25 protein-coding genes and 1 pseudogene are annotated in these 20,948 nt (G+C 69.8%); 7 read left to right on the top strand and 19 right to left on the bottom strand.

The window, feature by feature from the left end; translation table 11 throughout:
• Positions 1–36 precede the first annotated feature (36 nt).
• The 10 genes and pseudogenes from katE to HWX76_RS19455 all read right to left on the bottom strand — a co-directional run bounded on the left by katE (position 37) and on the right by HWX76_RS19455 (position 6,769).
• Positions 37–2,148 carry a catalase HPII gene (gene katE / locus HWX76_RS19500; protein WP_124638208.1) on the bottom strand — a complete coding sequence of 704 codons (2,112 nt, stop codon included), beginning with the start codon at positions 2,146–2,148 and terminating at the stop codon, positions 37–39.
• Between the two features lie 132 nt (positions 2,149–2,280).
• Positions 2,281–2,667 carry a DUF3022 domain-containing protein gene (locus HWX76_RS19495; RefSeq protein WP_089490340.1) on the bottom strand — a complete coding sequence of 129 codons (387 nt, stop codon included), beginning with the start codon at positions 2,665–2,667 and terminating at the stop codon, positions 2,281–2,283.
• On the bottom strand, positions 2,664–2,825 hold the full coding sequence (locus HWX76_RS19490; protein ID WP_006498332.1) for a DUF1328 family protein: 162 nt from the start codon (positions 2,823–2,825) through the stop codon (positions 2,664–2,666). The genes HWX76_RS19495 and HWX76_RS19490 overlap by 4 nt, the downstream gene beginning before the upstream one ends.
• A 46-nt stretch (positions 2,826–2,871) precedes the next feature.
• Positions 2,872–3,060: a DUF3008 family protein gene (locus HWX76_RS19485; RefSeq protein ID WP_089490339.1), complete on the bottom strand. Its 189-nt coding sequence runs from the start codon at positions 3,058–3,060 to the stop codon at positions 2,872–2,874.
• 71 nt (positions 3,061–3,131) lie between these two features.
• Positions 3,132–4,565, bottom strand: a complete 1,434-nt coding sequence (locus HWX76_RS19480) for an RNA polymerase factor sigma-54 (protein ID WP_176016198.1) — start codon at positions 4,563–4,565, stop codon at positions 3,132–3,134.
• Positions 4,566–4,794: 229 nt separating this feature from the next.
• A pseudogene (locus tag HWX76_RS19475) lies at positions 4,795–5,304 on the bottom strand (DUF892 family protein).
• A 51-nt stretch (positions 5,305–5,355) separates the two neighbouring features.
• Entirely contained in the window at positions 5,356–5,661 is a 306-nt protein-coding gene (locus HWX76_RS19470) for a hypothetical protein (RefSeq protein ID WP_089490337.1), read from the bottom strand.
• Positions 5,662–5,714: 53 nt separating this feature from the next.
• Positions 5,715–6,026 (bottom strand): hypothetical protein, encoded by a 312-nt coding sequence (locus HWX76_RS19465; protein WP_089490336.1) that lies wholly within the window; start codon positions 6,024–6,026, stop codon positions 5,715–5,717.
• A complete protein-coding gene (locus HWX76_RS19460) occupies positions 6,023–6,271 on the bottom strand; it encodes a hypothetical protein (protein WP_124555907.1) in 249 nt (82 codons plus the stop codon). The genes HWX76_RS19465 and HWX76_RS19460 overlap by 4 nt, the downstream gene beginning before the upstream one ends.
• 192 nt (positions 6,272–6,463) lie before the next feature.
• The gene (locus tag HWX76_RS19455) at positions 6,464–6,769 is read right to left on the bottom strand and encodes a hypothetical protein (RefSeq protein ID WP_027805702.1); all 306 of its coding nucleotides are present in this window, start codon (positions 6,767–6,769) and stop codon (positions 6,464–6,466) included.
• Between the two features lie 167 nt (positions 6,770–6,936).
• Between HWX76_RS19455 and HWX76_RS19450 the strand changes: the two genes are divergently transcribed.
• The 3 genes from HWX76_RS19450 to HWX76_RS19440 all read left to right on the top strand — a co-directional run bounded on the left by HWX76_RS19450 (position 6,937) and on the right by HWX76_RS19440 (position 8,284).
• Positions 6,937–7,191, top strand: a complete 255-nt coding sequence (locus HWX76_RS19450; RefSeq protein ID WP_089490335.1) for a hypothetical protein — start codon at positions 6,937–6,939, stop codon at positions 7,189–7,191.
• A gap of 87 nt (positions 7,192–7,278) precedes the next feature.
• Positions 7,279–7,710, top strand: a complete 432-nt coding sequence (locus HWX76_RS19445; RefSeq protein WP_050013987.1) for a CBS domain-containing protein — start codon at positions 7,279–7,281, stop codon at positions 7,708–7,710.
• Positions 7,711–7,801: 91 nt separating this feature from the next.
• On the top strand, positions 7,802–8,284 hold the full coding sequence (locus tag HWX76_RS19440; RefSeq protein WP_124631014.1) for a PRC-barrel domain-containing protein: 483 nt from the start codon (positions 7,802–7,804) through the stop codon (positions 8,282–8,284).
• A 130-nt stretch (positions 8,285–8,414) separates the two neighbouring features.
• On the opposite strand, the gene HWX76_RS19435 is transcribed toward HWX76_RS19440, so the two are convergent.
• Entirely contained in the window at positions 8,415–8,894 is a 480-nt protein-coding gene (locus HWX76_RS19435; protein ID WP_089490333.1) for a response regulator, read from the bottom strand.
• Between the two features lie 233 nt (positions 8,895–9,127).
• Between HWX76_RS19435 and HWX76_RS19430 the strand changes: the two genes are divergently transcribed.
• Positions 9,128–9,823 carry a UdgX family uracil-DNA binding protein gene (locus HWX76_RS19430; protein WP_176016197.1) on the top strand — a complete coding sequence of 232 codons (696 nt, stop codon included), beginning with the start codon at positions 9,128–9,130 and terminating at the stop codon, positions 9,821–9,823.
• Positions 9,820–11,124 (top strand): divalent metal cation transporter, encoded by a 1,305-nt coding sequence (locus HWX76_RS19425; RefSeq protein ID WP_176016196.1) that lies wholly within the window; start codon positions 9,820–9,822, stop codon positions 11,122–11,124. The genes HWX76_RS19430 and HWX76_RS19425 overlap by 4 nt, the downstream gene beginning before the upstream one ends.
• A 94-nt stretch (positions 11,125–11,218) precedes the next feature.
• Here the strand turns inward: HWX76_RS19425 and HWX76_RS19420 are convergent, their stop codons facing one another.
• From HWX76_RS19420 to HWX76_RS19390, 7 genes are all read right to left on the bottom strand, one after another.
• Positions 11,219–11,830 (bottom strand): DUF892 family protein, encoded by a 612-nt coding sequence (locus tag HWX76_RS19420; protein WP_050013992.1) that lies wholly within the window; start codon positions 11,828–11,830, stop codon positions 11,219–11,221.
• 58 nt (positions 11,831–11,888) lie between these two features.
• Positions 11,889–12,503, bottom strand: a complete 615-nt coding sequence (locus HWX76_RS19415; RefSeq protein ID WP_124555912.1) for a DUF4142 domain-containing protein — start codon at positions 12,501–12,503, stop codon at positions 11,889–11,891.
• A 33-nt stretch (positions 12,504–12,536) separates the two neighbouring features.
• The gene (locus HWX76_RS19410; protein WP_124638216.1) at positions 12,537–13,394 is read right to left on the bottom strand and encodes an SDR family oxidoreductase; all 858 of its coding nucleotides are present in this window, start codon (positions 13,392–13,394) and stop codon (positions 12,537–12,539) included.
• Positions 13,395–13,522: 128 nt separating this feature from the next.
• Positions 13,523–14,089 carry a hypothetical protein gene (locus HWX76_RS19405; RefSeq protein ID WP_050013995.1) on the bottom strand — a complete coding sequence of 189 codons (567 nt, stop codon included), beginning with the start codon at positions 14,087–14,089 and terminating at the stop codon, positions 13,523–13,525.
• 61 nt (positions 14,090–14,150) lie between these two features.
• Complete coding sequence (locus tag HWX76_RS19400; protein WP_089490329.1) at positions 14,151–14,450, bottom strand: DUF2795 domain-containing protein; 300 nt, start codon at positions 14,448–14,450, stop codon at positions 14,151–14,153.
• A gap of 27 nt (positions 14,451–14,477) precedes the next feature.
• Positions 14,478–15,506, bottom strand: coding sequence for an SDR family oxidoreductase (locus HWX76_RS19395; RefSeq protein ID WP_050013996.1), 1,029 nt, complete (start codon positions 15,504–15,506; stop codon positions 14,478–14,480).
• Positions 15,507–15,536: 30 nt separating this feature from the next.
• Positions 15,537–15,938 (bottom strand): BON domain-containing protein, encoded by a 402-nt coding sequence (locus HWX76_RS19390; protein ID WP_176016195.1) that lies wholly within the window; start codon positions 15,936–15,938, stop codon positions 15,537–15,539.
• Positions 15,939–16,182: 244 nt separating this feature from the next.
• On the opposite strand from HWX76_RS19390, the gene HWX76_RS19385 reads away from it, so the two are divergent.
• Both HWX76_RS19385 and HWX76_RS19380 read left to right on the top strand, forming a co-directional pair.
• On the top strand, positions 16,183–17,502 hold the full coding sequence (locus tag HWX76_RS19385) for a glycosyltransferase family 1 protein (protein WP_050013998.1): 1,320 nt from the start codon (positions 16,183–16,185) through the stop codon (positions 17,500–17,502).
• On the top strand, positions 17,502–18,548 hold the full coding sequence (locus tag HWX76_RS19380; RefSeq protein WP_089490328.1) for a UDP-glucuronic acid decarboxylase family protein: 1,047 nt from the start codon (positions 17,502–17,504) through the stop codon (positions 18,546–18,548). The genes HWX76_RS19385 and HWX76_RS19380 overlap by 1 nt, the downstream gene beginning before the upstream one ends.
• 51 nt (positions 18,549–18,599) lie before the next feature.
• Here HWX76_RS19380 and HWX76_RS19375 read toward each other — a convergent pair whose 3' ends face one another.
• A complete protein-coding gene (locus HWX76_RS19375) occupies positions 18,600–20,906 on the bottom strand; it encodes an ATP-binding protein (protein WP_176016194.1) in 2,307 nt (768 codons plus the stop codon).
• Between the last annotated feature and the right edge of the window lie 42 nt (positions 20,907–20,948).

The raw sequence follows: 20,948 nt of genomic DNA, 5'->3' as shown, positions 1-20,948 counted from the left end.
TCGGCCGCTTCTGGCCGCTTCTGGCCGCTTTCGGCCCTATGCCGGCAGCTCCGCCGCCTGCTGTTCGCGCGCCCAGACGCGATGCTGGCCGAGGTGATCCGACAGCGTGTTCAGGACCTTGTCCATATCGACGGGCTGCCCGACGCACACGCCCTCGGCCGGGTCCGGCAGGTGCGCGGCGCTCAGCAGTTGCCGCCCGGAGCCGACGGCCGCGATCGGCTTCAGGTGCTTGAACGCCTCGCGCACGAAATGGCGGGCCTCGGCGCTATGCGCGAGATCGCGGCCATCGCCGTCGCCGCCGCCGCCGCACACGAATACCGCGTCGAACATCACCGACGGCATGCCGACCAGTGTCGCCTCCGGCACGATGCCGCCGATCGGCGCGAGCGTCGGCGCGACGATCGTCGGCACCGCGTGCGCGGCGAGCAACGCGTCGCGCACCTGCTCGACCAGCACCTGATTCACGCCGGGCGTCGCGATCAGCGCGATCTTGCGCGAGCGGATGCCGGGCTTCGCGCGGCCGATCAGGCTCAGCGCCGGCGAACGCTGCGCGACGACCGGCGTCGCGCCCGCCTGCGGCGCAGGCAGCCCGAGCCGTTCGGCGACCTGCGCGGCGAGCCCCGCGTCGAAGCGCGCGATGATCTCGTTGACCACGCGCTCGCGAATGTGCGGCTGCGTCACCTTGCCGAGCTCGAAGCAGTACGCGTCGCGGATATGCCGCTGCTCGATGTCGGTCATGCTCTGGTAGAACAGCGCGGCCTGCGAGAAATGGTCGGCAAACGATTCGCTGCGCACGCGCACCTTGTGGCCTTCGAGCGGCTCGGGCACGGTCTCGAACCCGCCGCCGGACGGCGCCGGCGGCGTCTCGCGCGGCCAGCCGCCGCTCGTCGAATTCGGCTCGTACGACGCTTGCCCGACGTTGATCGCCTGCCGATGCATCGCGTCGCGCTGGTTGTTCGCGAACGGGCACACCGGCCGGTTGATCGGAATCTCGTGGAAGTTCGGACCGCCGAGCCGGCTCAGCTGCGTGTCCGTGTACGAGAACAGCCGCCCCTGCAGCAGCGGGTCGTTCGTGAAATCGATGCCCGGCACCACGTGGCCCGGATGAAACGCGACCTGCTCGGTCTCCGCGAAAAAGTTGTCGGGGTTGCGGTTCAGCGTCATCCGGCCGATCGGCCGCACCGGCACGAGCTCTTCCGGCACGAGCTTGGTCGGATCCAGCAGGTCGAAGTCGAATTTGTCGGCATCGGCCGGGTCGATCATCTGCACGCCGAGTTCGAACGCCGGATAGTCGCCGCGCTCGATCGCGGTCCACAGGTCGCGCCGGTTGAAATCCGGGTCGTGGCCGGCGATCCGCTGCGCCTCGTCCCACAGCAGCGAATACGCGCCGCTCACGGGCCGCCAGTGGAATTTCACGAAACGCTCGACGCCGGCCGCGTTCACGAAGCGGAACGTGTGCACGCCGAAGCCGTCCATCGCGCGATAGCTGGCCGGCAGCGCACGGTCCGACATCAGCCACAGCACCATGTGCGTCGTTTCCGGCACCAGCGACACGAAATCCCAAAAGGTGTCGTGCGCGGACGCGCCGGTCGGCATCTCGTTCGGCGCCTCGGGCTTCACCGCATGCACGAAGTCGGGAAACTTGATCGCGTCCTGGATGAAGAACACCGGCATGTTGTTGCCGACGAGGTCGTAGTTGCCTTCCTCGGTATAGAACTTCACCGCGAAGCCGCGCACGTCGCGCACGGTGTCGGACGAGCCGCGCGGCCCCTGCACGGTCGAGAAGCGCACGTAGACCGGCGTTTCGGCGGCCGGGTCCTGCAGGAACGCGGCCTTCGTGTAGTCGGCCATCGGTTCGTACACGCGGAACACGCCATGCGCGGCCGAGCCGCGCGCATGCACCACCCGCTCCGGAATGCGCTCGTGATCGAAATGCGTGATCTTTTCGCGCATGATGAAGTCTTCGAGCAGCGACGGCCCGCGCGCGCCGCCGCGCAGCGTGTTCTGGTTATCGGCGATCCGCACGCCCTGGTTGGTCCGCAGCGCCTCGCCGTCGGGCCGCGCACGGTGCTCGTCGAGCTGACGCGACTTCGCGCTGTCGTGCGGTTGCGTCGGGGGCGTCTTGCCGGCGGATGGGGGAGTCGTCATCGTCAGGTATCCTCTTGGAATTCGGTAGGAAGCCGCTGCCGCACGGCGCCGCGCCGCGCCGCGGCGCGCGCGTGCGGACGGCAGGGAAAGCCGGCCCGGCGTGCCGCGAACGGCCGCGGGCCGGTGGCGGCGTCAGGGCGCGCGCAGCGCCGCGTCGAATTCCGCGGCCGTCACGTCGAGCGCGACGTTGCATTCGATCGCGGCGTCCTCGACGCGCGGCTTGTGCTCGTCCACCGCGCGCCGCGCACGATCGCACAGCTGCGTGCGCACGCGCAGCCGGTCGGCCGTGCCGAGCGTCGCGTAGCGTTCGATCACGTCCGCGTCGAACCGCATGTCGACCGTGCAGCGCCACTCGCGCGCGTCCTCGTCGGACGGCACGCGCACCCACGACACGTGGATCGTCAGCCGCCCGGACGCGTCGTCCGCATGCACGACGACGGTCGACTGCGACGGAAAACCGATCGCGAACGCGTGCTCGAGTTCCGCGACGCGCTGCGACCGGTCGGGCGTGACCGTCATCGGCGCACGACCCCCAGCAGCAACGTGACCAGGAAGATCACGACGAAGATGTAGAACAGGATCTTCGCGATCTCGGCCGCACCGGCCGCGATGCCGCCGAAGCCGAACACGGCGGCAATGATCGCGATGACGAAGAAGATGATGGCGTATCGAAGCATGGAACCCTCCTGGATGACTGCAGTCGTCACTAAACGTCGGCGCCGATCACGCATCGTGCTTGTGTTTCGGTTTGCCGTGCGTGGATGTGGAAGCCATTTTCTCGAGCTCTTTCTCGCTCATCGACTTGGCCATCGATTTCGACGGCGGCTTCAGGTCCTTCATTTTCGTGTCACCGCGCTTGGCCGACAGCGCGGCCCCGGCGGCGCGCTGCTGAGCCTGGGATTTGGCTGGCATGGTTGCGCTCCTCTCGTTGGCGCGCGAGCCGACTCGACGCGCGGCACGCGCGGGTTGGAACAATGAGGCCGTCACGCGGCGTCGCGACGCCGCAGGTCGGCCGGCGGAATCTTCATCGCCTGGCGATACTTGGTCACCGTGCGACGCGCAAGAAGAATGCCGCGGCCCGCGAGGTTCTCCGCGAGCGCGACGTCGGACAGGGGGTCGGTATGCCGCTCGGCCGCGATCATGTCGCGGATCAGCACCTTCGCGGCCGACGCCGAACACACGCCCTTGCCGGCCGCCTCGAGCTTGCGCGGGAAGAAATGCTTGAACTCGAACGTGCCGTGCGGCGTGGCCATGTACTTGTTGCCGGTCGCGCGCGAGACGGTCGATTCGTGCAGGTCGAGCTCTTCCGCGATGTCGCGCAGCACCAGCGGCTTCATCGCGATCTCGCCGTAGCGGAAGAAATCGCGCTGACGCGCGACGATGCATTCGCCCACGCGCTGGATCGTGTCGAAGCGCTTCTGCACGTTGCGGATCAGCCAGCGCGCTTCCTGCAACTGCTGGCCGAGCGGCGAATCGCGTTCGCCGCTCGACTGCGCGAACAGCGTCGCATAGCGCTCGTGCAAGCGGGCGCGCGGCAGCACGGCTGGATTGATCGTCACGATCCATTCGTCGCGCACCTGGCGCACGATCACGTCGGGCACCACGTAGTCGCCGCGCGTGCTGCCGTAGTGATTGCCGGGGCGCGGATCGAGCCCGCGCACCAGCGCGCAGGCCGCCTGCAGCGTGTGCGCGTTGCAGCCGAGGCGCCGCTGGATCTCGGCCGTCTCGCGGCGCGCGAGCCGCTCCAGATGCTCGCGTGCGAGCGCCTTCGCTTCCGCGAGCGCCGGCGTGCCGGCCGGAATCGCGTCGAGCTGCAGCACCAGGCACTCGGACAACGAGCGGGCCGCGATGCCCGGCCGGTCGAGCATCTGCACGAGCCGCAGCGCGACCGCCAGATCCTGCTCCGACAGCAGCAACGCCGGATCGGCGGCGACCAGCAGTTCGGCCAGCTCCTGACGCAGATAGCCGTCGTCGTCCAGCGCATCGATCACGAGGCGCGCGGCTTCGCGGTCGCGCCGGTTGAGCGGATAGAGTCGCAGCGCATCGTGCAGCTGCTGATGCAGCGACGGCTCGGCGGCCATCCATTCGCCCGGCGACAGGCCGTCCGCGTCGTCGCCCTGACGGCTCGTGCCGCGCGGCGCGGGCGCGGCCGTAAACGGCACCTCGCCGTCCGGCGGCCGGATGTCGTCGCGCTCGGGCGCCGCGTCGGGCGCCGCCGCTTCGGGCGGCTGCTCGGGGGTCGCCGCCGCAGTTTCGTCGTCGCTCTGGCCGTCTTCCAGAAACGGGTTCATGTCGAGCGCCTGGCGCAATTCCTGTTGAAACTCGAGCGAGGACAACTGAAGCAGTCGCAGCGACTGCTGGAGCCTCGGCGTAAGTGCCAGATGCTGTCGCATCTGCAGCGCAAGCGAGACGGGCATCGAAAGCCTCCTGACGTGGGGTTCGCGGGTTCGCGGTATGTCTTCTCCCGGACGTCATGCAGCTTCCATGCCAGTCGCGCGAAGCGCGCTGCGACGCGGCTCTCGCCGGTTCGCGCCCCGTTTCGCCGCGTGCGAGAGCCGCTTTTTTACAAGCCGGGGGCAAGTTAGGGGGCACGTATTTCGCTCGCGGGAGACGACGCACGCCGGAAGCGGCTCGGCGGCCGCGCGGCTATCGTTTCGCGTCGATGCGGTCGACCGCCGAACGGTCGAGAAACGCGGTCGTCAACTCGGGCAGATGGCGCAGCAGCCACGCAGCCATGTCGCGCTCCTGCTGCAGGATCCGCTCGCAACACGCGCGGATTTCGTCTTCGCCCGCAGCTTGCGCGGCCGCGACGAGCGCCGTGTAGGCGGCGGTCTCGAGCTGCGAGAACGCGTAAGCGGCGAGCGCCGTCTTCACGACTTCGTCGTCCGCGAGCATGCCGCTCGCGACCTGCCCGTACGCGGCGACGCGCGCGGCGAGATCCTTGGTCGCCTACGGCGACGTGCCGAGCCGCATCAGGCACGCTTCGACGAGCGCCTGCTGGCCGAGCGTGGCGTCGAGATGCAGCCGCAGCCGGTCCTGCAGTTGAGGATAGTGGTCGACCCGCTTCATCTGCGCATCGATCATCGTCTCGGCCTGGCGCTCCATCGCGTACGCATCGCGCAGCCAGTCCTCCAGGTGCTCATGCTGATTCGCCATCGCGTTCCTCCGGCCGCATCGCGGTGCGGCATGCCGTGACGCGGCGTGTCGTCAGTACTGCATCGGCGGCGGCGTGCCCGGCAGCGGCCGGTCGCTCTGCGTGCCGTTCGGGCCCGGCGGCGGCACGTCTGCCGGTACGTCGACGGTCGTGCCCGGCGGCATCGTGTTGCCCGGCGACGGACGCGTGTCGTAGCGCGTGTTCGCGTCCGGCATCGTCGTGGTCGACTGCGCGCCGCGCCCGTCGGGCGGCGCGGGCGGCGCCGCATGCGTGCCGTACGGGCCGCTGGCCGGTTGCGTGCATGCGCCCAGCGCGCACGCCGCGGCGAACGCACAGGCTATCGTCTGGATCGTGTTCATCGAGTCCTCCTCCCTGGAATCGACGGCTCCGGGCTACACCGTGGCGGCACGGCTCAGAGCCGGTTGAAATGGAAATCGCCCGCGTACGCGGTCGGTGCGCGGCGCGCCATCATCGTGTCGAATTCGGCCGCGACGCGCGTGAGCGTGCCGCGTTGCCGGTCGATGTCGGCCCGTTCGAGCGCGCCGAACGCATCGGCGTCGAACGTCACGGTCAGCGACGCCGGATGGCCGTCGACGCGAAAGCCGATATGCAATGCGCCGGCCGGGTGCTCCTCGACGTGGAACGGCATCGCGCGCGCCTCGAAATGGCGGCCGAGCGTTTCGGCGAGGTCGCGCAGCATGCCGGGTTTCACGCGGATGCTCATTGCAGTCCCTCCCTTCGTCTCGGCGGCATCGCGCCCGCCGGCCGTGCACGCACCGGGGGCTCCGGCGACGGCGGATCGCGTTCCGGCGGCGCATGCCCCGGCGGATCGCCCTCCGGTTCCCGGTACGGTTCGGGCATGTCCGGCGGCACGTCGTCGGGATCGGGCGGCGCAGGGTCCGGCTCGATGTCGGGCAACGGCGGTTCGGGCCGTTGCAGCCACTGCGCAGATTCGTGTGTCATCGGCATTCATTCCCTCGTTGCGGGTTCGGGTCGGGATCGGCGCGACGCGCCGCGTACCGAAGATTCGCAAGCCGCGTGCCATCCGTTCGGGTGGCCGCACGCGGGGGGTCCGGCGGGGATCGATACGCAGTCGCGCGGTCCGGCGCGGCTCGCCGTGCCTTCGCTACACCGCTCGCTGCAAATCTTGCAAGCACGCCGCTACGCGTCGTACGCGGCCATCACGAGCCACAGCTCGCGGCCGTCGTCGCGCACGCGCGCAGCAAGCGCATACGGATCCGACGGCTCGCACGCGCGCTGCAGCGCGAAGCGCGCGGGTTCGGTCGCGCCGAACGTCTCGTCGCCGAGCGGCCGCACGTCGGCCTTGCCTTCGAACATCCGGCGCTCGGGCCGGTAGATCAGCGGTTCGTGTTTCCACGTATCGAAATGGCTTTTCACCGAATCGAATCCGCCGCCGCATACATTGATTTCGTAGCGCACCCCTGGTCGTCGTTTCGGAATCGTCATCGTGCCTCCCGCTCGATGTGCGCGCAGCAGACACCCTGTTGCGCCGTGTCGTCATGGTCGTCGTCGTGGTCGTCGCTGTCGCAGCGGCAAGTCGCGTGCCGTGCGTGCGGAGCGGGAACGCGGGTTGCGCCAGAGGCGGCTCCTCGTCACCCATACGGAGCACCGCCATGAAGGATTCGACCCGGCACGGCCAAGACGCACCGGCGCGCGAGCGGCAGCCCGACCCGCACCCCCCGCTGAAGGACCAGGACCACACGCGCACGCGCCATTCGGAGCGCCATATCGACAAGCAGCTCGAGGACACGTTTCCGGCCAGCGACCCGCCCGCGACCGGCGGCGTCACGCGCATCGAGCCCGACACGCCGCCCGGCACGCACGACGGCGGGCCGTGGGAGGACAAGCGCAAACGCGACGACAAGTGACGAGACGAGCCGCGTGCACGGCACGCGGTTTGCTGGATCGCAACAGCCGCATCGGCACATTGCTTCAACACCCGCAAGGAGAATTTCATGCATCGCGTCAACGAAATCATGTCGCAGGACGTCGTGCGGATCGCCCCGACCGACTCGATCCGTCACGCCGCCCAACTGATGGAGCGCTACGACATCGGCGCGCTGCCCGTGTGCGACAACAACCGGCTGATCGGGATGGTGACGGACCGCGACCTCGCAGTGCGCGCGATCTCGGCCGGCAAGCCGCCGGAGACGCGAATCCACGAGGTCGCATCCGGCCCGATCGAATGGTGCTTCGACGACGATCCGCTGGACGAGATCCAGCACTACATGGCCGACGCGCAACTGCGCCGGCTGCCCGTCGTCGATCACGACAAGCGACTGGTCGGCATGCTGTCGCTCGCCGACATCGCGACGCGCACGGCCAGCCCCGAGCGCGACGACGTCGCGAACACGCTGGAAGGCGTGTCGCAACCGAAGCAGACGTGACGGAGCGATTCCCGCTTCGCCTCGACAACCCGCGCGACCCGCAGGGCCCGCCCCCGGGCACGGTCGCGCCCCACGCAGCCAGGAGGAAACCATGCAGACTTCCGATCAAGGTCAGACCCGCATCATCGGCAAGGGCGCCGCGACGGCGGCCGGCCCCGGCCCCGACGTGATGGCGGCCGATACGCTGGAAGGCGACAAGGTCTACACGACCGACGGCGACGATGTCGGCAAGATCAAGGACATCATGCTCGACGTGCGCTCGGGCCGCATCGCGTACGCGGTGCTGTCGAGCGGCGGCATCCTCGGCATCGGCGACAAGCTGCACGCGATCCCGTGGAACGCGCTGACGCTGGACACCGAACGCAAGTGCTTCCTGCTGTCGGTTTCGTCCGAGCGGATTCGCAATGCGCCGGGGTTCGACAAGGACCACTGGCCGGCGATGGCCGACCCGCAATGGGCCGAGCCGCTGCACGAGTTCTACGGGAGCACGCCGTACTGGAGTGCCGGCGACGAACTCGGGCTGACCGACCCGACCGAGGATCTCGACGATCCGCGCACGCGCGGCCGTCACTGACCGTCCCGTGACGCGCGTCGGTTCGCCGGCGCCTGCGTTCCGCATTCGTTCGACACGCCCCGCTCGCGCGGGGCGTTTTTTTGTCCTCGCGCCGCGGCGCGGGCGGCGCGTCCGGCACCCGCCAGCCTTTTTACAAGGAGCGTGTAACGTCCTCGTCCGGCGTCACGGCGCCGCCGCTCGCCGATTCGAGGTAGCCCAGCAGCCGGTGCGGCGTCAGCGGCTTCGCGCAGTGCGCGTCGAAGCCGGCTTCCTTCGCCCGTTCGCAATCGCGCCGCGACGCGAGCCCGCTGCACGCGACCAGCAGCATGTCCGACGTTTGCGGATCGCCGCGCAGCCGCGCCGCGAGCTGCAACCCGTCGAGGCCCGGCATCGCGATGTCGAGCACGACCGCGAATGGCTGCCAGTCGCGCGCGACGTCGCACACGGCGAACGGATCGTCGGCGACGCGGCACTCGAAGCCGCGCGCCTCCAGCAGCAGGCGCAGCGCATCCGCCGCATCGCGATAGTCGTCGACGACCAGCACGCGGCGCGGACGGCGCGGCACGCTGTCGGGTGCGCGCCACAGCAGCACGTCGTCGGCGGCCGGATCGTCGCCGGGGTCGGGTTGCATCGTGCTTCTCCTGTCGTTGGACCGGCTTGCCCCGCAAGGCGCGCGCCCATACCGACTGCATGCGGCATGCCGGTTGCTGCATCTTTCGCATCGTCGACCCAGGAGTCCTTCATGCGCGCGATGCGGCTTCAAGCGTCCGGTTTGCGTCCCTCTGCGCGTGCGACCGCGCGCGCGCCGGCATGTTCCGCGCGATCGCGGCGCGCCGCTGTTTCGGCCTGCGCCGGAGGCGCCGCATGACCCGCAAGGCACCCGACCGTCCGAAGTCGACGTCGACGCCGAAACCGACGCCGACGGCGACGCCAACCGACGACGATGCGCCGGCCACGCTCGACGCGTGCCGCCGCTGCGCGCTGTGGGAACACGCGACGCAACCGGTGCCGGGTGCCGGCCCCGTCGACGCGCCGATCATGCTGGTCGGCGAGCAGCCGGGCGACCAGGAGGACCGCACGGGCCTGCCGTTCGTCGGCGCGGCCGGCCGCATGCTCGACCGCGCACTCGACGACGCCGGGATCGAACGCTCGCACGTCTACCTGACGAACGCGGTCAAGCATTTCAAATGGGAACCGCGCGGCAAGCGGCGGCTGCACAAGACGCCGGCGCAGCGCGAAGTGGCCGCGTGCCATTACTGGCTCGAGCGCGAGCTCGAAGCCGTCCAGCCGCGCGTGGTGGTCGCGCTCGGCGCGACGGCGCTGCGCGCGGTGCTGCAGGACAACGACGCGACGCTGGAGCGCACGCGCGCGCCGGTGCGCACCGCCGACGGCCGGCTCGTCGTCGCGACCTATCACCCGTCGTACGTGCTGCGCACGCGCGGCGCCGATTCCCGCGAACACGCGTACCGCACGCTGGTCGATGCGTTGCGCACCGCGTCGCGCCTCGCACGCGAGCGGCGGCACGGCGGCGCTCGCCCGTCGCACGGGGACGCCGGATGAGCGGACTGGACGAAGACGCGCGGCCGGCAGCCGACGCGCCGCCGACCGCCGCGAAACCGTGGTATCGGCGGCTCGGCCCCGGCCTGCTCGCGGGCGCGTCCGACGCCGATCCGAGCAACGTCGCCGTCTACGCGCAGGCCGGCAGCCAGTTCGGTTTCAACATGCTGTGGATGATCGTCGTCACGCTGCCGATGATGGTCGCCGTGCAACTCGCGGCGGCGTTCATCGGGCGACGCAATCGCGAAGGGCTCGTGGCCGGCATCCGCGAACACTTCTCCGATCGCCTCGCGAAGACGCTGATCGTGATGGTCGTGATCGTCAACGTCGTGAACGTCGGCGCCGATCTCGCGGCGATGGGCGATGCGACGGCGCTCGTCGTCGGCGGCCGCAGCTACTGGTATGCGCCGCTCTACGGCCTGGCGTCGCTCGCGCTGCAGGTGCTGCTGTCGTATGAGCGCTACGCGCGCTGGCTCAAATGGATGACGCTCGGCCTGCTCGCGTACGTGATCGAACTCGGCTTCGTGCACGTCGACTGGAGCAACCTGCTGCATGCGATCGCGCTGCCGCACATTTCGTTCACGCACGACTATGCGACGACCGCGGTCGCGGTGCTCGGCACGACGCTGAGCCCCTATCTGTTCGTGTGGCAGGCCGCGCTCGAGGTCGAGGAAACTCAGGCGGAGCGCCGCAACGGCGATGCGTCGTGCGCACCGGGCGCGCGCCGCGAGACCGAGCAGCGCGTCACGTTCGATACGTGGAGCGGCATGATCGTCACCAACGCGGTGTCGTTCTGCATCATGGTGATCGGCGCGGCCGTGTTCTTCGCGCACGGCCGGCACGACATCGGCAGCACCGCGCAGGCCGCCGAGGCGCTGCGGCCGATCGCCGGCGAAGCCGCGTTCCTGGTGTTCGCGTTCGGCATCGTCGGCTGCGGGCTGCTCGCGATTCCGGCATTCGCGGGCAGCGCCGCCTACGGTTGCGCGGAAGCGTGGCGGTTCCGCGAAGGGCTGAACGAGCCGGTGCGGCGCGCGCCCGCGTTCTACACGGTGCTCGCGCTGTGCGTGATCGTCGGCATCGCGATCTGCTTCAGTCCGATCGACCCGATCCGCGCGCTGTACTGGAGCGCCGTGCTCAACGGCGTCGCGGCGGTGCCGATGCTCGTGTTCGTGATGCTGCTGTCGCAGAAGTGCGATGCGGCCGGCCAGCCCGGCAGCGGCCCGGTATCGAAACTGCTGGGTTGGCTGGCGGTCGCGCTGATGGCGGTGTCGGTGATGACGATGATCGTCGACGTGCTGACGTGATGAATCGCAGCGGGGGGCGTGCAGACGGTTGCGTACGCAACCTGATTGGCCTGCAGGCGGGCGGCCGCGCCGCGCGACACCGCCCGCCCGGGCATTACATCATCTTGCCGCGCGAGCGCTCGGCACGCGCCGCATCGGCGGCGGACTCCACCTTCTTCACTTCTTCCGGCGGCGGCAGCACCGCCTTGAAGCCCATCGACTCGATCCACATCTCACGCGCCCAGCCACGCGTGTGATATAGGTGATGATCCTCGTCGGCCTCCACCTCGTCGTGCGCGGCCTTCAGCGCCTTCGCGGCGTCGCTGTCGGGCAGTTGGTCGGCCGCATAGCCGATCAGCTCCCAGTTCAGGTGGTCCTTGGTTTCGGCCAGCACCACGCACTCGGCCGCGACGACCTGCGCGACGGCCGGATCGGCCTGCTTCTTCGCCTGCTCGATCACCCGCACCAGCGACTCGCCGGTCGCCGCCACCGCGGCGCGCCCCGGCGATTGCGCGTCGGGATCGAGGCCGAGCGTGGCGAATACCTTGCGCAGCACCTCCTGGTGATGCATCGTCTCGCGATGGTACTTCTCCCATTCCTTGTGCAGGTCCTCGTCGGTCGCGCACTGGAGCGCGGCCTCGTAGATCTTCGCGCCGCCAAGCTCGGTTTCGTATGCCTGGCAGAGCAGTTCGAGGATACCTTCGTGCTTCGATTGCCGTTGGGCCATGACTGCTTCTCCGAAAAAGCGGGCCGCACGTGCGGCCCAGGGTGGAACCGGGCGCGCGTTATTGCGCGCCCACCTTGCGTGCGAGCGTCTGCGCCATGCTCAGGTGATGCTTGAGCGTCGGCAGCGTGGACTTCGCGAATGCGCGCAGCTGCGCGTCCTTGCCGTCGCGCGCTTCGTCTTCGAACAACGCAATCGCCTTCTTGTGCGCGTCGGGGCCGGCCGCCGCGAGATACGCGGTATCGAAGTCGTGCCCGCTCTTGCCGCGCAGCGCCTCGACGTCCGGATCCGAGATCTGGTCGACCTGCGGCTTCATGCCCTTGCGCGCGGCGAGTTCGGTGAGCTTCGCGTTCGCCTTGCCGTGATCCGCGACCATCCGTTTCGCGAACGCCCGCACGTCCGCCGACTGCGCCTGCTTCAGCGCGAGCTGGCTCGCCTGCACTTCCGCCTTGCCGGCCATCGCGGCCTTGTCGACGAACTCCGCGTCGACGCCCTTCGGCGCTTTGGCGATGCCGGGGTCGCCTGCGCCGCCCGCGCCCGACGACGGGTTGATCACGCCGCCCGGCACGTGCGAATTCGACGCGGGCGGCTCGCTCGGCATCTGCGCGCGGGCGAGCCCCGATACGGCGAGCACGCCGGCGGCGAACGCCGCGATCGTCCAGTGGGGTTGTCTCATTGCTTTCTCCTTGTGCTTGCGTGGAAACGGCCATCAGCCGCCGACGATCGAGCCTCCGTTCGGATGCAGTGTCTGCCCGGTCATGTAACTCGCGCCTTCCGACGCGAGCAGCACGTAGCAGCCGATCAGTTCGTCCGGCTGGCCCGGCCGCTTGAGCGGCACGTTCGAGCCGAATTTCGCGACCTGCTCGGGCGTGAACGTCGACGGAATCAGCGGCGTCCAGATCGGCCCCGGCGCGACCGCGTTCACGCGGATGTCGCGTTCGGCCAGCTCGATCGACAGCGACCGCGTGAATGCGACGATCGCGCCCTTGGTCGCCGAGTAGTCGGGCAGTTTCGGGCTGCCGTGATACGCGGTGACCGACGCGGTGTTGACGATGCGGCCGCCCTGCTTCATGTGCGGCAGCGCGGCCTGCGTGCAGAAGAACATCCCGTACACGTTCGTACGGAACGTGCGTTCGAGCTGCTCCTCGGACACGTCCTCGATGCCCGGCTGCGGATGCTGCTCGCCCGCATTGTTGACGAGCACGTCGAGCCGGCCGAGCCGCTCGACCGTGCGCGCGATCGCGTCGCGCGCCTGCTTGCGATCGCCGACGTCGCAGGCGATCGCCTCGCAGCGCCGGCCGGCCTGCTCGATCAATCGCTTCGTATGCGCGGCGTCGTCGGATTCCTTCAGGTAGACGATCGCGACGTCCGCGCCCTCCTTCGCGAAACCGATCGCGACGGCGCGGCCGATCCCGCTGTCGCCGCCCGTCACCAGCGCGACCTTGCCCGCGAGCTTGCCGCTGCCGACGTAGTCGGCCGCTTCGTCGCGCGGCTTCGGCTGCATGTCGCGTTCGGTGCCCGGCTGCTGCGCCTGTTTCTGCGGCGGTGGAGTCTGTGCGGTGGTCATGGATTCCTCCTTGAACGGATGCCGCCGATGCTGCGCAAGCGGCGTGCCACGTGCCGCGCACGCCGGCCCGCACGCGGCGGCCGGGGGGTGGCGGTTGGCGTTGCAAGCGTCTGGAAAAAAGGGCGTATTCAGCGCGGGACGCGGGACGCGGCTTCGTCGGGCCGGCGTACCGGATCGAAATCGCGCCATTCGCCGTCCCGCCAGTCGCCTTCGACGCGCTCGATCGACTTCGCGCCGGTCGCGCGCAGCACGTCTTCGGCGGCCGTTGCGGTGTCGGGCGTCACGCGCGCGGCGAGGATCACGCCCGTTTCGCTCTGCGCGAGCGTGCCCTTGCCTTCGGCCTGCTCGCCGCGCATCCGGCCGAGCGCGCCGCCGAATGCGCCGAGATACGCGCCGGCCAGCGCGGCGGCGGCCGGCACGAACCAGTAGCGCAAGCCGAGCGCATACACGATCAATCCGATCACGACGCCGATCAGCAGCCCACGCATCGCGCCGACCATCGCGCCGCGCCCGCCCGGCTTCGCCGCCGTGTCGGCGTACACGTCGCCGCCGATCGGGAAGCGCGCGTGCTGGCCGCCGGGGTTCAGGAAGAAGATCGACACGTCGTCGGGCCCGAATGCGCGCTCGTAGAGGTGACGCGCCCCACCTTCCGCTTCATCGAACGTCGTGAAACGGCCTGCGACGATCATCGCCATGGTCGTGCTCCTCATGATGGGTGCGCCGCGCGCGCACGCACGCGGCGCGACGGGGCGACGCTTACATCAGCCGCCCGAGTTCCTTCGATACCGATGCCGGCGTGTCGTATTCGCGCTCGGGAATCTGGCGCAGCATGTCGAGCACCTCACGGTCCGCATGCGAGCGTTCCGCGCACTGCACGACGTCCGACTTGCTCGCCGGATAGTCCATCCCCTTCAGCGCCTTCTGCACGTCGACCGGGCTCGGCGGCTTGCCGTGGCCGGACTGATGGCCGCCCTTGTCGTGGTCCTGCTGCGTGCGCTCGCCTTCGTGCGCGCGCGAGTGGCTGTATTCGTGGCCCGTATGTTGTCGGGATGTCATGAAAGCCTCCTTGGAAAATGAACGAAATCACGCGGACGACCGGCGCGCCCGCGCGAATGCGGCAAACACCAGCGCCGCCGCGCCGAGCGCGACCGCGCCGGCGACCTTCGGGCGCTGCACCACCGAGTTGTACGCACAGCTGCGCAGCACCGGCCCTTCCATGCCTTCGCGCTCGTGCAGCGCATGGCGCGAGTCGTACAGCGCGTTGTCGTCGCGCGGCCGCGCGGGCCGCACCGTGCGCTGGCCGCGCGAGAACAGCGTGGCCGCGACGCGATCGAACAGCCGCGGCGCGTGATACGCGCTCGCCGACGTGAACTTGGCCGCGCCGCCGACGAACAGCGTGCGGCGCGGATGCGCGGCCGCGAACAGGACCGCGTCGGCGACCAGATCGGGGTCGTAGATCGGCGGCGGCAGCTTCGCCTCGACGTTCATGTAGTTTTTCGCGTGCATCACGAACATCGTGTCCATCGCGGCCGGCTTGATCAGCGTGACGGACACCGGCAGGTGATCGGCTTCCATCTCGAGCCGCAGCGAATCGGTGAAGCCCTTCACCGCGTGCTTCGACGCGACGTACGCGCTTTGCAGCGGCAGCGGCGCGTCGGACGCCTCGCTGCCCATGTTGATGATGGCGCCGCCGTGGAAATCGCTCTTGCGCCGGAAATGGTCGGCCGCGACGAGCGAGCCGTGCACGACGCCCCAGTAGTTGGTGTCGAACAGCCGGCGCTGATCCTCGAGCGGCACCTGGGCGGCCGTGCCGAAGATCGACACGCCCGCGTTGTTCACCCAGGTGTCGAAGCCGCCGTACGTGTCGGCCGCCGCCGCGGCCGCGCGCTGCAGATCCTCGATGTTGCCGACGTCGCCGGCGACCGGCACCGCGAGCCCGCCGTGCTGGCGGATTTCCTCGCACAGCGTGTTCAGCGCGTCCTCGTTGCGCGCGAACAGCACGAGCTTCGCGCCGCGCCGTGCCGCCTTGCGCGCGGTGACGAGACCGATGCCGCTCGTCGCGCCGGTGATCACGATCGCCTGTTCGCCGACCGGTTTGAGCATGCAGTTCATCACTGGACTCCTGTTACGGTCGCGTCGCGATTATTTAGGCCGGATGGTCAACTGGTCGCGCACGTCCTGCACGCCGTCGATCTGCTTCACGACGCTGACGGCCTGCGTGCGCTGCTGCTCGTCGGGCACGCTGCCGGTGAGCGTCACGGTGCCGTGCCGCGTCTTCACGTGGATGTCGCCGGTCGACAGGCCGCTCGTGCCGGTCAGCTCGGCCTTCGCCTTGGTGGTGATCGTCGCGTCGCGGATCTTCGTGCCGGTGCTCGAATGCGACGACGTCGACGACGATGCAGTGCCGTCGTCGCTGGCGGCGACCGCGTTCGGCGCGACCACCAAGCACGCGGTGGCCGCGGCGATCGCGACCGCCATGCCGGTGCGCAGCGCGCGCTGACGACGGATGCGCGGCGGCTGGGCTTGCAGCTGGAATACCTTCATCGTGACCTCCTTTTCATCGGGCCGGGCGAACCGGCGAGTGAGCGGAAGTCGCGCAAATCGCGTGCCGCGCCGCGTGCGCCGCATGCCTGCGCGCCATCGCGATCAGACGCCCTTTCATCCAACGCGTTGTAATTTTTTCGGCACAGGGAGAAGCGGTTTTCCCCGCCATGCGGCGGGCATGCCGATTGCCGAGGGACCGATAACGGCGGCCCGTGTGCGCGGCCCCGATATCGGGAGCAATACCATGCAGAGAATCGCGTTGATCAGTGAACATGCATCGCCGCTGGGCGTGATCGGCGGCGTCGATGCCGGCGGTCAGAACATCTATGTCGCGAACGTCGCGAAGCAGCTCGCGGAGCGCGGCCTCGACGTCGACGTCTACACGCGCTGCGACAATCCCCATTTGCCGGAAGTGGTGTCGATCGGCGCGCGCATGCGTGTGATCCACGTGCCGGCCGGGCCGCCGACCGACGTGCCCAAGGAGCGGCTGCTGCCGTACATGGGCGCATTCGCGCAATACATGATCGCGCGCATGCGGCGCGAGCCCGACCCCGTCGACGTGATGCACGCGAACTTCTTCATGTCCGGCGAAGCCGGGCTGCGCGTGAAAAAAGCGCTCGGCATCCCGCTCGTCACGACGTTCCATGCGCTCGGGCGCGTGCGGCGGCTGCACCAGGGCACGGCCGACGGCTTCCCCGACGCGCGCTTCGCGATCGAGGACACGCTCGCGCGCCGCTCGGACCGCCTGATCGCCGAATGCCCGCAGGATGCGCTCGACCTGACGACGCACTATCGCGCCGATACCGCGCGCATCGAGATCGTGCCGTGCGGCTTCGATGCGCGGGAATTCCGGCCGGTGCCGCGCGTCGATGCGCGCGCGCGGCTGGGCTGGCCGCAGGACGCATTCGTCATACTGCAACTGGGCCGCCTCGTGCCGCGCAAGGGCATCGACACGGTGATCGACGCGCTCGCGCGCATGCCGCGGGATCCGCAACGGCCGACGCACCTGTACGTCGTCGGCGGCAGCCAGCCGACGCCCGACCCCGCGCGCGATCCGGAACTCGCGCGGCTCGCCGCCTTCGCGCACGAACTCGGGATCGCGAACCGCGTGACCTTCGTCGGCCGGCGCGATCGCGACGCGCTGCACCTGTACTACAGCGCGGCCGACGTGTTCGTGACGACGCCGTGGTACGAGCCGTTCGGCATCACGCCGGTCGAGGCGATGGCCTGCGCGGCGCCGGTGATCGGCAGCGACGTCGGCGGCATCCGCACGACGGTCGACGACGGCACCACCGGCTATCTCGTGCCGCCGCGCGACCCGGCCGCGCTGGCCGCGCGCCTCGTGCAACTGCGGGCGCAGCCGGACCTGTGCGCGGCGCTCGGCCGCGCCGGCTACCTGCGCGCGCATCGCTTCTACACGTGGCAAGGCGTCGCCGACCGCCTCGTCGACATCTACCGCGACGTCGCCCACGCGCAGCGCGCCGGCACGTCGGCCGGCACCGGCCGGCGCACGCCGGTCGCCACCACGCGAGGCGTGCTCGCACACCGCAAGGAGAATACGTAATGAAGGGCTACGATCGAAAACGCGTGCTCGTCACCGGCGGCGCCGGCTTTCTGGGTTCGCATCTGTGCGAGCGCCTGGTGACGGACGGGCACGACGTGCTGTGCGTCGACAATTTCTACACGGGCGCGAAGGACAACATCGCGCACCTGCTCGATGCGCCGAACTTCGAGCTGATGCGGCACGACGTGACGTTTCCGCTCTACGTCGAAGTCGACGAGATCTACAACCTCGCGTGTCCGGCGTCGCCCGTCCACTACCAGCGCGACCCCGTGCAGACGACGAAGACCAGCGTGCACGGCGCGATCAACCTGCTCGGTCTCGCGAAACGCGTGAAGGCGCGGATTTTACAGGCGTCGACGAGCGAGGTGTACGGCGACCCCGACGTCCACCCGCAGGACGAGCACTATTGCGGCCGGGTCAATCCGACCGGCATTCGCGCGTGCTACGACGAAGGCAAGCGCTGCGCGGAAACGCTGTTCTCGGACTATCACCGCCAGTACGGCGTCGACGTGCGGATCGCGCGGATCTTCAATACCTACGGGCCGCGCATGCATCCGGCCGACGGGCGCGTGGTGTCGAACTTCGTCACGCAGGCGCTCGCGGAACAGCCGCTGACCGTCTATGGCGACGGCAAGCAGACGCGCTCGTTCTGCTACGTGGACGACATGATCGACGCGCTGATCCGGCTGATGGACGAACCGGGCGACGCGAGCGAGCCGGTCAATCTCGGCAGCGACGTCGAGATCGCGATGATCGACGTCGCGCGCGAAGTCGTGCGGATCGTCGGCGCGAACGTGCCGATCGAGTTCCGGCCGCTGCCGTCCGACGATCCGCGCCAGCGGCGGCCGAATCTGGCCGCCGCGCAGAAGCGGCTCGGCTGGCGCGCGACGACGACGTTCGCGAACGGGCTCGCGCACACCGCGCGCTACTTCATTCAACGCCAGGTCACGCACCACGCGCCCGGCGACCTGGTGCGCAGCACGCGCATCGCGTCGCATCTGCTCGCGCAGGTCCACACGCAGAACCGGCCGGCGCCGACCACTTGACGCGACCCGACGCGACCGACACGACCTGACGCCGCCGCGACGCGCCGCGCGTCAGCCGTCGCGTTTCGTCACGTGCGCGATCTTGTACGCCAGTTCGCGCACGTCGACCGGCTTGCACAGGTAGCCGTCGAAACCGGCCTCCAGCGCACGGCGTTCGTCGGCGAGGCCCGCGTGCGCGGTGACGGCCAGCACGCGCACGTCGGGCGGGCCGCCGTCGCCGTTCAGCGCGCCGCGCCGCAATGCGTCCAGCAGCCAGAAGCCGTCGCCGTCGGGCATCGCGAGATCGGACAGGACGACCGTCGGGCGGATATCGGCCATCATCGCGATCGCCTCGCGGCCGGACGACGCGATCGCGACGGCCGCGCCGAACGTGGTCAGCGCGGCCGTGAGGCTCGCCCGCGTGGTCGCATCGTCGTCGACGATCAGGATGCGGTGCGTGTCGAGCACGAGCGCGTCGCGCCGGCCGCCGGCCTGCGCGATGCTCCACGCCATCGCACCGCCCGGCTGCCAGCCGGCCGGCAGCGTCACCGTGAACGTCGTGCCGCGATCGCGGCCCGCGCTCGCGACGCTCACGCGGCCGCCGTGCAGCTCCGCGATGTGCCGCACGATCGACAGGCCGAGGCCGAGCCCTCGCCGCGGCGACGCGGGCGAATCGTCCGCGCGGCGGAACATGTCGAACACGTACGGCGCGAATTCCGTCGCGATGCCCTGCCCCGTATCGACGACGGTCAACACCGCATGCTTGTCGTCGCGTGCGAGCGCGACCGTCACGCTGCCGCCGGTCGGCGTGAATTTCAATGCATTCGAGATGAGGTTCGACAGCATCTGGCGCAACCGCTCGGCGTCGCCGGACACGATGCACGCGGACGCGTCGCAGTCGAATTCGAGCAGGATGCCGGCCGACGACGCGGCGGTCTGGAACGTGCCCACCTGGTCGGAGAACAGCCGCACGACGTCGACCGGCGTCGCATCGAGCCGCAGCTTGCCGGTCGCGAGCGACGACGCGTCGAGGATGTCGCCGACCATCCGCGTGAGCGAGCGCGCGCTGCGATCGATCGCGTCGATCGCCTGATGCTGCAACGCGTGGTCGCCCGTGTTGCGCAGCACCTCGATCCACCCGTAGATCACGTTCAGCGGCGTGCGCAGTTCGTGCGATACCGTGGCCAGCAGCTCGTCCTTCAGCCGGTTCGACGTGTCGGCCTGGTCGCGCTCGTCGCGCGCACCCTGCAACGAACGCTGCGCCCGCAGGTCGCGGCGGCGCTGCGCACCGGTTTCGCGCAGCGTCAGCGACAGCGCGACCCACGCCCGCGCATCGCCGTGCACCGGGCATGCCGATACCGTCGCCCGAAAACGTCGGCCGTCGCGTCGCACGCACAACAGTTCGAGCGGCCCGATCGGCTCCTGCATCGTGTCGAACGACTCGACGAGCGGGTTGAGCCGCAACCAGCGCCGCGCGATCAGCGTGTCGAACCGGCGGCCGCGCGCGTCGTCCTCGTCGTAACCGAAGATCCGTTGCGCCGCCGCGTTCCAGCTGGCGATGCGGCCGCTCGCGTCGATCCCGACGATCGCGTCCGGCAACGCATCGACGACCGCATGCTGAAGCCGCGACGCGTCGACGCGCGCGCGCTCCGCACCGGCCTCGCGCAGCAGCAGCACCGCGCCGTCGACGTTGCCGTCCCCATCGCCGATCGGCGACGCGACCGCGACGATCGGCACCGGATCGCCGCTGCCGGCCTGCAGCCAGTGCCGGTCGGACGTCGCGTCGGCGCCGCCCAGCGCGTGGTCGAGCGGCGTGGTCTGCACGCGGCGGCCTTCGCGATCGACGAGCCGCAGCACGTCGCGCACGGGCCGGCCGATCGCATCGTCCGGCCGGCAGCCGACGAGTTCGGCCGCGGCCGCGTTGACATAGGTGAGCCGCCCGTTCGGATCGGTCGCGATCACGCCGTGCGGCAGCGCGCGCAGCACGGCTTCGAGCTGCCGGCGCGCAGACGCCTCGCGTCGGCGCGCGCGATCGTTCGTGAGCCGCGTGTGATGCAGCAGCGACGCGACCGCGCATACCAGCGCGCCGATCAGCATGAACGTGCCCAGTTGCACGAGCCGGTCGGGCAGCGGCGCCGTATAGGCGGCCGGGTCGGACAGGAACAGCGTCCAGACGAGCAGCCCGCTGACCACCGTCGACACGATGCCGAACACGAACGACGTCGCCCATGCGGCGCCGGCGAGCAGCGGGTAATACAGCACGAACGGCAGATTCACGCCGCCGAACCGGATCGCGAGCGTCTGCAGCACGGTCGCGATCGCGACCAGCATCACGGCCGTTGCGTAATTTCCGGCCTGCGGCCGTGCAATTTCGATCATTGGACATGCTCCTGTGCGGACAGTCGACGGCGGCCGGCGGGG

It is taken from the genome of Burkholderia sp. BCC0398 (genome assembly GCF_902833245.1).
Classification (GTDB): Bacteria; Pseudomonadota; Gammaproteobacteria; order Burkholderiales; family Burkholderiaceae; genus Burkholderia; species Burkholderia sola.
This window is presented reverse-complemented; position numbering and strand designations above follow the sequence as displayed.